The sequence below is a fragment of the Paenibacillus sp. FSL H3-0329 genome (assembly GCF_037963285.1).
GTDB classification, from domain to species: Bacteria; Bacillota; Bacilli; order Paenibacillales; family Paenibacillaceae; genus Paenibacillus_AQ; species Paenibacillus_AQ odorifer.
In genome coordinates this window covers 251,564-264,024 of record NZ_CP150150.1, presented here as the reverse complement: position 1 = coordinate 264,024, position 12,461 = coordinate 251,564, and the positions used below count along the sequence as shown (strand labels likewise).

At 45.6% G+C, this 12,461-nt stretch carries 10 protein-coding genes; 7 read left to right on the top strand and 3 right to left on the bottom strand.

Translation table 11 applies throughout. The features are described 5' to 3' along the window. The first annotated feature begins 5 nt into the window (after positions 1 to 5). From NSQ66_RS01220 to NSQ66_RS01210, 3 genes are all read left to right on the top strand, one after another. On the top strand, positions 6 to 1,001 hold the full coding sequence (locus tag NSQ66_RS01220) for a BadF/BadG/BcrA/BcrD ATPase family protein (protein ID WP_076141427.1): 996 nt from the start codon (positions 6 to 8) through the stop codon (positions 999 to 1,001). A 6-nt stretch (positions 1,002 to 1,007) separates the two neighbouring features. Beyond that, complete coding sequence (locus NSQ66_RS01215) at positions 1,008 to 2,318, top strand: 6-phospho-beta-glucosidase (RefSeq protein WP_076101120.1); 1,311 nt, start codon at positions 1,008 to 1,010, stop codon at positions 2,316 to 2,318. A gap of 188 nt (positions 2,319 to 2,506) precedes the next feature. Continuing rightward, entirely contained in the window at positions 2,507 to 3,985 is a 1,479-nt protein-coding gene (locus tag NSQ66_RS01210; RefSeq protein ID WP_076141428.1) for an acetylhydrolase, read from the top strand. Here NSQ66_RS01210 and NSQ66_RS01205 read toward each other — a convergent pair. Beyond that, positions 3,967 to 5,004 carry a MerR family transcriptional regulator gene (locus NSQ66_RS01205; protein WP_249267709.1) on the bottom strand — a complete coding sequence of 346 codons (1,038 nt, stop codon included), beginning with the start codon at positions 5,002 to 5,004 and terminating at the stop codon, positions 3,967 to 3,969. The two genes, NSQ66_RS01210 and NSQ66_RS01205, sit on opposite strands and share 19 nt — an antisense overlap. Positions 5,005 to 5,399: 395 nt before the next feature. Further along, on the bottom strand, positions 5,400 to 6,740 hold the full coding sequence (locus NSQ66_RS01200) for a PLP-dependent aminotransferase family protein (RefSeq protein WP_076141429.1): 1,341 nt from the start codon (positions 6,738 to 6,740) through the stop codon (positions 5,400 to 5,402). A 142-nt stretch (positions 6,741 to 6,882) separates the two neighbouring features. Between NSQ66_RS01200 and NSQ66_RS01195 the strand changes: the two genes are divergently transcribed. Then, entirely contained in the window at positions 6,883 to 7,806 is a 924-nt protein-coding gene (locus tag NSQ66_RS01195) for a DMT family transporter (RefSeq protein ID WP_076101113.1), read from the top strand. 95 nt (positions 7,807 to 7,901) lie between these two features. Here the strand turns inward: NSQ66_RS01195 and NSQ66_RS01190 are convergent, their stop codons facing one another. Further along, positions 7,902 to 8,549, bottom strand: a complete 648-nt coding sequence (locus NSQ66_RS01190) for a hypothetical protein (protein ID WP_076141430.1) — start codon at positions 8,547 to 8,549, stop codon at positions 7,902 to 7,904. Positions 8,550 to 8,709: 160 nt separating this feature from the next. On the opposite strand from NSQ66_RS01190, the gene NSQ66_RS01185 reads away from it, so the two are divergent. The 3 genes from NSQ66_RS01185 (at position 8,710) to NSQ66_RS01175 (ending at position 12,378) form a co-directional block, all read left to right on the top strand. Then, positions 8,710 to 9,447 carry a response regulator transcription factor gene (locus NSQ66_RS01185; RefSeq protein WP_036687211.1) on the top strand — a complete coding sequence of 246 codons (738 nt, stop codon included), beginning with the start codon at positions 8,710 to 8,712 and terminating at the stop codon, positions 9,445 to 9,447. Continuing rightward, positions 9,425 to 10,777, top strand: a complete 1,353-nt coding sequence (locus NSQ66_RS01180; RefSeq protein ID WP_036687209.1) for a HAMP domain-containing sensor histidine kinase — start codon at positions 9,425 to 9,427, stop codon at positions 10,775 to 10,777. The genes NSQ66_RS01185 and NSQ66_RS01180 overlap by 23 nt, the downstream gene beginning before the upstream one ends. Before the next feature lie 845 nt (positions 10,778 to 11,622). Next, complete coding sequence (locus NSQ66_RS01175; RefSeq protein WP_036687207.1) at positions 11,623 to 12,378, top strand: SDR family oxidoreductase; 756 nt, start codon at positions 11,623 to 11,625, stop codon at positions 12,376 to 12,378. Positions 12,379 to 12,461: the final 83 nt, after the last annotated feature.

The following is a 12,461-nucleotide window of genomic DNA, read 5'->3' as shown; positions in this document are numbered from 1 at the left end:
GACCATTGACTTACTACTTGGGGATCGATGGGGGAGGCACGAAAACCTATGCTCTGCTAAGCGATGAACATGGCAATGTTCTTGGTAAAGGCAAGAGCGGTAACGGCAACCACCAGACAGGCGCCCTTGAGGCCGCCAACAGTATTCAAGAGGCCACATTCGGGGCACTGGCTGAAGCCGGACTCCGGTTGGAAGACATCCAGCATACCTATCTCGGACTTGCCGGTGCTGATCGCGAGGCCGACTACGCTATTCTCCATCCGATGATACGCCAGATAGGATTCACCAAATACACTATTAACTGTGACACTATGATCGGTCTACGCGCCGGAACGAATCGCCCATATGGTGTCGCGCTCATCTGCGGCACCGGCACCAATTCAGCAGGCAGAAACCTGCAGGGAGAGCATTATCAATGCGGCGGCTTTGACTATATGTACGGTGATTTTGGCGGAGGTGGCGCACTCAATATTGAGGTGTTTCGTTCCGTTATCCGAGCTTGGGACGGCCGGGAACAGCCCACCCTCTTAACAGGCTTACTGCTAAAAATGCTAGGTTATGAGGAAGTTGGGCATATGTTTCACGATTTCCTCGATCATTGGAAAAAAGTCCCTGTAAATGTTGCTCGCCTGCTCTTTGAAGCAGCAGCTGAAGGAGATACCGTAGCGTTGGAGATTTTACATCGGCAAGGGGTTGAACTAGGTAAGTCTGCGGCAGCTATCATTCACAAGCTAGGCATGGAGCAGGAGACCTTCGATGTGGTGCTGGCAGGAAGTCTGCTAACCCGAGGGGATCGCGGTTGGATTCGCCAGCCTATCGAGAAAGCTGTACATGCTGCAGCCCCTCAGGCAACCGTGGTTACCCTTGCCACAGAGCCTGTAGTCGGTGCAGTATGGTCAGCTATGGATCAAGATGGATTGGCCCTTAGTAGTGAAGTATATGACAAAATGCGGAAATTTCAGGATTATGAATCGATCAAACAAACTACAAGACAGGAGTGATTAATCTTGGCAGCTAACCAAGGATTAAAGATTGCAGTTATCGGTGGAGGTTCTTCGTATACCCCAGAATTAGTAGAGGGATTCATTCTTCACTATAAAGAACTTCCCGTGCGCGAATTATGGCTTGTAGATATTGAGCCTGGTCTTCGCAAGCTGAATATTGTAGGTAATTTGGCAAAACGTATGGTGGAGAAATCCGGCCTTCCGATTGAGGTTCATCTGACAACAGACCGCCGTAAAGCTATCGAAGGCGCCGACTTCGTCAGCACCCAGATGCGTGTCGGCATGCTTGATGCCCGTGCCCGTGATGAGTCGATTCCGCTCAAATATGGCGTTATTGGCCAAGAAACAACAGGTCCTGGGGGAATGATGAAAGCACTGCGCACCATCCCTGTTATTCTGGATGTATGCCGTGATATCGAGGAACTGGCTCCCAACGCATGGCTGCTCAATTTCACTAACCCTGCTGGGATGGTCACCGAAGCCGTTCTGAAATATTCTAAGGTTAAAAGTATTGGCCTGTGCAACGCACCTATCGGCCTGATCAAGCAAGTCTCTGCCAAATATAATGTAGCAGCAGACCGCGTATATGCCGAATTTGTGGGCCTCAACCACTTGCACTGGATTACTCGTATCGATGTTGAAGGTGAAGACAAGCTGGATGATATGCTTGCAGATACAACCAGCTACAGCGCTAAGAACGTACCGGCAAGAGAATGGAACCCGGAATTCCTGCAATCCCTTCATGCACTGCCCTCATACTATTTAAAATATTTCTATATGACCGATGCCATGCTCGAAGAGCAGATGGAATCCCATAAACAAGGCATTAACCGTGCTGAAGTCGTCAAACGTGTAGAAGAAGAGCTCTTCGAGCTTTATGGCAATCTAGAGCTAAGCGAGAAGCCGAAGCAGCTGGAACAGCGCGGCGGTGCTTTTTACTCAGAAGCAGCTGTTAATCTCATGAGATCGCTCCATAACGGATCAAACGACATTCAGACCCTAAATGTCGCTAACCGCGGCATATTGGACTTCCTGCCAGATGACGCCAGCATTGAAGTGAACTGCGTGGTCACCAAAAACGGCCCGCTACCTCTGCCACTGACCAAAATTCCAACCATGGCTAAAGGACTCATTCATGCTGTCAAAACCTATGAACAGCTGGCGATTGACGCCGCTGTAACCGGAGATCGCGCCCTTGCCCTTCAGGCGCTCGCACATCACCCGCTTGTTCCGTCCGTGGACGTAGCGATTCGGATGCTGGACGAAATGCTGGAAGCTAATAAAGAGTTCCTGCCGAACTTTTTTGCGAATTAATTCATACCTCCTATCGAGAAATAACTAAAAGAGACCGAACCCGGTCTCTTTTTTTTGCTGTTATAAATCTTCAATAGTCCTCTAAATATAGTGAAGTCACAGCGAGCATTGATTCTCCCCTAACAGGAGGTTCTATACTTGGATTCAGGACGGCAGCCAGAAAAGAAAACCAAGGAGGATTATAGATTATGAGATTACTTGAAATCACACTTGTCTTATTTAATGTATTGTTGTTGGGATGGCTAACCCTAGGACGGCCCAAATCACAGCGCAGGTGGCTGATCGGCAGCGGGATTTCTGCTGCTTTACTGCTTATCCATGCATTCGTGGAAGGGTTGCGGTGGCCGATGATTCCAGTGTATCTGATCACACTATGGGCAATCGTGGGCGGAACAAGACTTTTCTTCCGATCCGCAGCAAAGGCAGCAAGAAAACCGCAACGGCGTTGGAAAACACTAGTGCTGACTGGAGTTGGGGCGGTTTATGCTGCCGTTTCCATTGCTCTGCCCCTCCTGTTCCCTGTATTTTCTTTTGCGGAGCCCACAGGTCCTTACAAGATAGGAACCGTCACCTACCATTGGACCGATTCTGCACGGGAAGAAAAGTTCACAGAAACATCCGGTGACTCCCGCGAATTAATGGTGCAAATCTGGTATCCAGCAAGTTCAGAGTCTACAGGGAGCCCGGCGCCATATTTATCTGATCCTACTCCGTATATAGAAGGGCTGCATGAATTTTTACAATTGCCGGAGTTTTTATTCTCAGGATTAAAACTGGCCAACACCCACGCTATTGCGAATGCCGGTTTGGCAGATACGGAAACTAAATATCCGGTGCTTCTTTTCTCACATGGATTTATGGGCTACAAGAATCAGAACACCTTTCAAGTCGAGCAATTGGCAAGCCACGGCTATATTGTCGTAGGGATTGAACATGCTTATAGCAGCGTAGCTTCGGTATTTCCAGACAAGTCTGTGGTAACGTTTGATTCAGAAGGAAAAACAGGCTATGAGCAAATGAAGTATTCTTTTATGGATCGGCGTAATGAAGTCTGGGTAGAAGATGCTAAGTTTGTGCTGGATCAAATGGAGACCTTATCTGCGGACGATCCTAGTGGTCTGTTTACAGGCCGGATCGATCTTGAACATATGGGTATGTTCGGTCATTCCTTTGGGGGAGCCACGACGGTGCAGATGCTGATGGATGATCAAAGAATACAAGCAGGCATTGATATGGATGGGGTACTTTACGGTGAAAAACGGATTCCTGCAGACGGCTTGAAGAAACCTTTTTTGCTCATGAGTGCCGATGACACCTTAAAAGGAGTAGACCAAACCAGCGATGCTGAAATCGCCGCACTACGGACGGATAGGAAAGAGATTACAGCCTACTATAATGAGCTATTCGCCCGGTATGAGCCAGTAACTGCAGGCGGGAACTATTGGCTGACTTTCAAACAAAGCAAGCACATGAGCTTCTCAGATCTATATCTGCTTACCCCCTTGTTTGAATGGATGGAACATGTGGATGTGCGCGGAACACATGAGCTGATTAATGAGTATACGCTGGATTTTTTTGACCATTATTTAAAAGGACAGCCCTTGCAATATTTGAATAACAACCTGGGAGACCATCCGAAGTATACACTTCAACAAGGTGCGGAATGAGAATTCTCCTGCGCAAGCTTCCATTCTAGCCCTTCCATCAGCAAGGCGTTGCCTCTCACAATAACATCCCATTTGGGATTGAGGAGCAAGCATAGTTTATTAAAGCGTTCTATCCGTTCGGTAACAGCAGTTTGCATCAAATGAGCATATTGGCGGAAAAAGGCAGCTTTATCGCGGAACTGCTCTGGACCTGCATACATCATCACAAAATCTTCAACAATTGCCTGTACAACAGCGCTGTCTGCTGATAGTTTTTGTTGCAAGGCTGCTTCTACCCGAATTCGGATATTCTCCAGCGTCCGAATCCAAACCGCAGCGGGAACGCGGGGATGTCTAACCATATTGAAAAAAGGCAGCTCAAATCGGACAAGCTCCTCCATGTACTGTGTATCGTTCATAAGTGCTTGTAGTTCGTTCCAAGCTACGGTTTGCGCGGCTGTCACTTTGACTTCATTCATAATATATTTATTGAACAAATATAAAAAGGTATCCCGCCATTCGGACGGCAATTGACCGAGCGGCTGTATTTCTTCTATTTTACTGGAGATGAACTGGGTTCGCTTATCAGCATTCATGGACAAAGAGTCCACCAGCTCATTCATGTAATCCATGGAATCACCTGTTGAGACATGCTCTTGGGCTTGGCGCAGAATCGAAATCATATTGGTCAGCGTACTGACCTGGGTCTCCAAAGCTTCAATCTGCCAGTTGAGTGCTGTAGTGAGCTGGATTTCTCCAGCGATAACTTGGCGAATCTCGTCAATGCCGAAATCCAAATAACGTAACGTTGTGATCAGCCGCAGGCGGGAAATATCTTCAGGAGTATATAAACGGTGTCCGCCTTCGCTGTGGCTGGATGGTTTCAATAGATCGATATCGTCATAATAACGAACGGTTTTAATAGTTGTGCCCAGCAGCTTAGCCACCTCGCCGATGGTTTTCGTATCTTTACGCAAGTGATCACCCTTTTTGATGGAATCATACGATGTTGGAATGGATTGTACCGAAAGGAACGACAACTTTCAATTTGCTTGTTGCTGATACTCGCTACCCAAGCAAAGATGGATAAAGCATCTTGGTAATTTGCACTTAGCCAATTCGATATCGGACACAGCTGACCTTAAAAGCGGCTTTTTCCCACTTTTAGAGTGCTATCGGACCCCATAGCCGTTGTTAGCGTGAACACCACTCAATATGACCACTTTCTACTTGAATAGCGGCGCTGGGGTCCGAAACTCTGCTCCAAAGGCTAAAAAATAGCAAATAACGTCATCTGGGTCCGCATGACTCGGCGGAAGATTGCACCAGAAAATGTGTTCGGATATTTATAGAGAAACCAGGGATTACTGACCTTTTATTATAGATGGCTCCCAGCATTTCCACCATTATTATCCACTGATTTATCGCTGCGCTCTCAGCGTATTTCTTGCATTACCTGTTCAATGCCAGAGCGAATATCCGGCTCTTTTACACTGGATACATTAAGCTTTAGAATCTTCTCTTTATTAAAAGAGGGCAAATAACCGCTGTCCGCCATTTCGATGCGAATGAACTTTTTTTGCAGACGTTTGATCATCTGTTCTGTCTTTACGCTGTCACCAAGCTTCAGATACGTATGCACGCCAAGCTGGCCGGTTGGATGGTAAGAATAATGCTGTGCTGTTGCTGTATCTAACTCTCTCATAATCGATTCATGGAGCAGCGTGGATCTTTTTTCGTAGCAGGAACGCATCTTTTTTCGGTGGCGCTCGAACATTCCGCTTTTCAGATACAACTCCAGGGCAGCCTGAGACAGCATAGAGCTATCTATATCCATCAGTCTTTTGAATCGGTTAAAAGAGTCACACAGGACCTCTGGCAGTACAGCGACACCGACACGCAGGCCCGGAAAAATAATTTTGGAAAAGCTTTTCAAATAGATCACATGGGAAGCATCGTCATAAGCGTAGATCGGATCCTCTTTTGCATCCTGCTCCAAGTCCGCCATGTAGTCATCCTCAACGATGTACACATCGTATTTAGCTGCTAGCTGAGCAATCGCCTTCTTCTGGGTACGGGTATAGGAGACGCCAAGCGGATTATGAAATCGCGGGACGGTATAAAAGAACTTGAACTTGCCTGTCTTAAATAACCGCTCTAATTCATTCAAGTCAATCCCAGCATCCGAACGCTTTATCCCCTCTGTCTCAATGCCATACGTCTTCAGATATTCCATAAACAACGGGTAACCCGGCTGCTCAATCAGCACTCGCTGCCTGCCATTCGGAAAAGGAATTCGGGTCAATACGCCAAGCGCCTGCTGCACACCTGAGGTAATAAAAATCTGATCCGGATTGGCAAATACCTGATAAGAAGCCAGATGGCGCTGCATTTCACGAATAAGAGAAGGAAGCCCCTGCGGCGTTCCATAGATGAACAAGTCATTGCGGTACATATCAATCGCTTTATTAATACAATGTTGGAAATCCAGATACGGAAAAATATCCGGGTCGGGTGCAGACACCGTAAAATCGATCCAATGTGCACCTTCGTCTTTTCGCTGTCCGCTTCGTTTCATGACATAATAACCACTTTTTGAGGCGGCATAGATTAAATGTTTGTCCTGAAGATCCTGCAACGCGCGAATAACCGTACTTTTACTACATCCATAACGTAAGGACAACTCCCGGATAGACGGTAATTTATCCCCCTCACGATACGTATCCTCGGCGATTTGCAATTCCAGCTCGTTGATTAACTCCGAATACTTATACATCCCTTTCACCTTCCTCCAAGCTTATTCTGTACCGGTACAGATGAATAATAATTACATTGTAGCACAGCTACTCTAGCCTTAGAATAAAGAGCAGAACAGGACCGGTACCTAAATGCGCGCAACACTTTGGAGGTCTTTACTAATGAATACATCTTCTACTCAAAAAGCGATAGCAGCAGCTGTCTTGAATGCTATTATTGTCGGGTTTTCCTTTATATTTGTAAAAATGGCCCTAACCGTCTCGGATCCTTTTGATACGCTAGCTCATCGCTTCACGTTATCTTTCCTTGCCGCTTCTTTATTTACTTTTCCAGGGTGGGGGCGGGTGAAGTTTGGAATATCCAAGGCCGCAGTGATCATCCCACTGGCTTTAATGTATCCAGCGTTGTATTTCACCCTTCAAGCGTATGGACTTCTGTATACAACCTCCGCTGTAGCGGGTATTATTCAGGCAACAATGCCCATCTTCACCATCCTTTTGGCGGCGATGTTCTTGAAGGAAACCACGAGCAGCTTCCAAAAGATCTCTACATTAATCTCAGTTGCAGGCATTATTCTTATCTTTGCCATTCCAGGTTTGAGTATCTCTTCTTCTAGTCTTTGGGGCGTCTTGCTCATCCTAATCTCAGCTTTATCCCTTGCCGGTTATAATGTTGCGGCTCGAAAGCTGACACGTACCTGGAGTCCCAAAGAACTTACCTATATGATTACTTTGTTCGGATTTATATTTTTTAATGGACTGGCGATCATTAAGCATGGTTCGGCAGGAACCTTGGATCAGTATTTCACACCTTTTCAAGAGCCCAAATTTATATTCTCCATGCTCTATCTCGGCGTACTCTCCTCCCTCGTTACCTCCTTCCTCTCCAACTATGCTTTATCACGGATGGAAGCTTCACGCGTGAGCATTTTCGGCAGTCTTTCAACAGTTGTCTCTATTCTCGGTGGTGTACTTCTGCTGAATGAGCAACTGGAATGGTACCATTGGACTGGTACAGTGATGATCATCGCCGGGGTGATCGGTGTGAACTGGCGGAAGCAAGTAAGGGCCAAAGGCAAAGCGTGAAGATTGATATGCATACAAAAAAGACACCCGCGAGGTGTCTTTTATCTTTACCCTTTTCAGTATCTCTATTCTGTATCAAGCCTCGCTAATCACCGTTATTTGGCTGTTTCAAGCTCCTTGATCTTCTCTTTATATTGGTCCAACAAATTAGCTAAAGCTTCCTTGATCACAGTCGCATCTTTGGATTTAACGGCACTATTCAGATCATCTTGAGCTTTGAAAAAAGCTTTATCCGCGTCGCTAAGATCTGGAATGGAAATAGCAATTGAAGTCGCGTCTACAGCTTTAATTGAAGTAGTAATATTGCTATCTACCTTCATATCATCGACTACAGGTACTACTTCAAGGTTACGACCAGCTTCAATATATCCCGCAGGTAGAGCTTCGGTGGATAGTATTTCTTTTGATAATTGAACTCCCTCCACCAGTTCCGCAGGCACAAGCTCGGCAACTCCGGTTACACTAAATCCAGCAACCTTATAATACTGATCCAAGGTGTTCTTCCAGTCTTCTTGGGTATTAGGTGCGTAGGTCTTAGCCAACTCCAGGGGATCTACCCAATCAATAGTGGTCACTTTAGTGGCAATTGTTCCTTTAGAGGCAGCAGTAACCACCGCTGCGGCCGTTGTTTTCGTGTTTCCGTCTTGTGCTCCACTTGCTGCGTTCGTTGCAGACGGTGCAGCAACGGCGGACACTAGCAGGGCGGACAGCGCTAACTTTTTAAATAACATCTGTTGATTCATAAATACAACACTCCTCGTCGATTCGAATGATCTTACAAGACCAAGCTTACAAAATGGGTGTGGCAGAACATTGGTTAATTTGTGGAAAAACGATGGCAGCCACCCCTACCCACCTCTGGATTGATATACTTGTAGGAGAATAATTTGGAGGTAACCTGAAATGAATAATCCATACCTCATTGCCGTAGTCGACGATGATGAACATATACGCAATCTTGTTGAAGCTTATTTACAAAAAGAAAATTACCACACCATCGGCCTTGGCAGCGCTGAGGAAGCATGGACCTTGTGGCAGACAAGCCCCCCGGATATGTGGGTACTCGATGTTATGCTCCCCGGCATGGATGGTTATGAGTTCTGTAAAAGGATTCGTAACGAAGCCGAAGTACCGATCATTATGATCTCCGCAAGAGATAATGAAGTGGATAAAATATTAGGATTGGAGCTTGGCAGTGACGATTATCTAGTCAAGCCGTTCAGTCCTCGTGAGTTAGTCGCCCGGATCAAACGTCAGCTTCAACGCTGGTACAAAATGAGTAATCAGGCCGAAAAATTGAACAGTCAGGCCACTTCCACCCGTCTTGAAATTGACCAGCTTCTACTATTGCCGGAAGAAAGACGTGTATTCTGGTGTGGTGAAGAGGTGGACTTGACCAGCAAGGAATTCACCATGCTAAAAGTATTCGCGGATGCCCCTAACCGGGCATTTACAAGAGATGAGCTGCTGAGCTATGTGTGGGGAGACGACTATTTTGGAAGTGATCGCGCCGTGGATCATCTAATTAAACGGATGCGCAAAAAACTGGAGCATTTGCCCATTGAGGCAGTATGGGGACACGGATACCGCATGAGAACAGATGGGGGTGAGCATACGAATGAAACTAGCACATCAGATTAATTTAGCCTTTAGTATTGCATTGGTATTGCTACTATCTATTACTGCTGTCGTGATCCATTTTGTACTGCTCAACCATTTTGTCGGAACACAAAAAGAGGATTTAAGAACCATTGGTGCGGCGATGTCAGCTACATTGACTGAAGAAAGTAAATACATCGGGGAGATTGGCACTCAGCTGGAAGCTCTGCCCGTGACCATACCTTCTCTAAGCACTGCAGGCGTCGAAGCCATTCTTAGCGATGAAACAGGAAAAGTCTTGTCCACATCATCAGAGATGAGTTCAATTGCAATAAACTACGATGCCAAGAGTGTCACAGGCCAAGCCACTGAGCTCCAGAACATTTGGAATGGAACAGATACACGGTATATTACTGAAGTGAAGGCTACACCTATAGGCACGCTAACTTTACTAACCCCTATGAGCGCAGTCACTGCTATTGAACAAGCTTTGCTCAAAAGACTGCTGATCGTTTTCAGTGCAGCGGGAGCATTTATGTTCCTATTTGGCCTATTTATCACCAAGAAGCTGATTCAACCTCTAATGAGGCTGCAACAAGAACTCCGCAAAGTCAAAGAACGCCGCTTCTCAGATGTTAAATTAATTAAAGCTGGTGGAGAGCTTGGATCCGTCGCTCAATCGGTATATGACATGGCAGATGAATTAAATCGTTTCAACCATGTGCAGAAACAATTTTTCCAGAATGCGTCTCATGAATTAAAAACCCCCTTAATGTCCATTTCCGGCTACGCTGAAGGGATTAAGGATGGTGTTTTTGAAGGTGAGAATGTAGTAAAAGGGCTAGACATTATCATGAGCGAAAGCAGCCGCTTGAAGAAGCTCGTGTCCGAAATGACTTTACTTGCGAAGCTGGACAGCGAGGAAGATATATTCAAGCCTACGGAAATTTGTTTAAAAGATCTACTGACAGAAACCATCGAAAGAATGAACCCTCTATTAATGAAAAAAGAATTAACCCTCCATATCTCCCACGATCATCAAGATTCTCTTACGATCCTCGCGGATAGGGATAAGCTGCTACAGGCGCTTCTTAATGTAGTATCCAATGCAACACGTTACGCTAACCAACATATCTATATCCATGTTTCGGTCAAGGAGGGCCGGGCCCTGTTATCCGTTAGTGACGATGGCCCTGGAATTTCTGACGATCTGCTTCCCTATCTCTTCCATCGGTTCGTAAAAGGAAAAGACGGAGAATCCGGACTTGGACTGGCTATTTCCCGCGCAATCATCGAGCGTTGTGGAGGTCAGATCAGCGCAGGCAACCGAAGAAATGGCGGTGCGGTCATCTCGATGGGGTTTCCCTTATAATTATTCGTAAGAGGCTGTCTCAAAAGTAGTGAACTCTACTTGGGGGCAGCTTCTTTTTTATGGAATGGAATTGAAAAGAAAAGTAATGGATTTTACTGTGCCATATGACACCACGCGTAGTGTTCTATGATATTGGGTTGGGCGGTTGGGCGGTGGGCGATAGGCGGTGGGGCGGTGAGCGGCGGTGAGCGTAGGCGGTGGGCGTAGGCGTGGGTGTAGGCGGTGGGTGTAGGCGGTGGGCGTAGGCAGTGGCCGGTGGGCGTAGGCAGTGGCCGGTGGGCGTAGGCAGTGGCCGGTGGGCGACTTGCTAGGTGTGATTTTCGTACGGCTTGCGGTAGGGTTTAAACTAATTAGGGAAAAACTCCCTGAAAATAGCCGGTATTCGCTCTAAATGAACGAAATCAGGGAATTCCTCCCTAATAATTAGGGGGATTTCTTAATTAGTTACTAAATCGGCCGAAAATCAGGTAAGTTTTCCCTAATTATAAGTCTGATGAACAGAAACCTCTGAATTTCAGGGAGAAATTCCCTAATTACTCTATAAATATTTCACTTATTGCATCACTTGCAGCATCACTTGGTGCGACACATGAATCATCAATTGCTCATCAATTGGTGCGCCGCTTAATTCAATCGCTCAACATGTACATAAGAGCTGGAATAGGCGTCATCAGCTGCTGAAACATTCATCATCCCCCTCTATATTCATCTTGGGAAATGATGCCGTTTCTACTTCATGGTAAATATAGCTACTATTTTGGGTAATATATAGTCGAAGTAACAATTACACCTTACCTCGAATAAGAGTTAGATACTACATTTTTTCACAAAAAGGAGATCACAACATGAGCAGACTTGCAGGAAAAGTAGCTATTATTACTGGTGGAGCAGGCGGCATTGGTAAAGGGATGGCCCTAGCTTTTGTTAAAGAAGGCGCTAAGGTAGCCATTATTGACCTCAATGAAGAAACCGGTAAAGAAACAATTAAAGAATTGCAAGAACATCAACCTGAGTCTATCTTTATTCAAGCTAACCTCAAGGAACACAATAAACTAGCTAACCTTGTTAGACAAGTAGCTGATAAATTCGGAAAAATAGATATTTTAGTAAACAATGCCCACGCATCCAGAATGAAATCTATCGAAGAAACTACACAGGCTGATTTCGATTTATCTTTTGATACAGGCTTCTATCCAACCTTCTATTTCATGCAAGCAGCACTACCCTATTTAAAAGAAACTCAAGGTAAAATTATTAACTTTGCATCGGGCGCCGGTCTCAACGGTGACACCAATCAAGGAACATATGCTGCTGCAAAAGAAGCCATCCGTGGAATTACCCGGGTAGCCGCTAATGAATTTGGTCCATTTGGAATCAACGTAAACATCATTGCTCCAATTGCTAATTCCCCTGGCATGATTGAATGGGCAGAAGCAAACCCTGAGTATTACCAAAACATGATTTCAAAAATTCCTTTGAGAAGATTGGGTGAACTGGAAAGTGATATTGGTCGTGTTGCGGTATTCCTAGCGAGTGAAGATTCCGATTATATTACGGGCCAGACTATCATGGTAGATGGCGGATCTATTAAGCTTCGTTAATTTCAAGCAGATTCTCGTAGACCTTAAAATGAATAAATTTGATGCTAAATAAATAAGCCGGAAGTGAACATCGTAAAATGTTC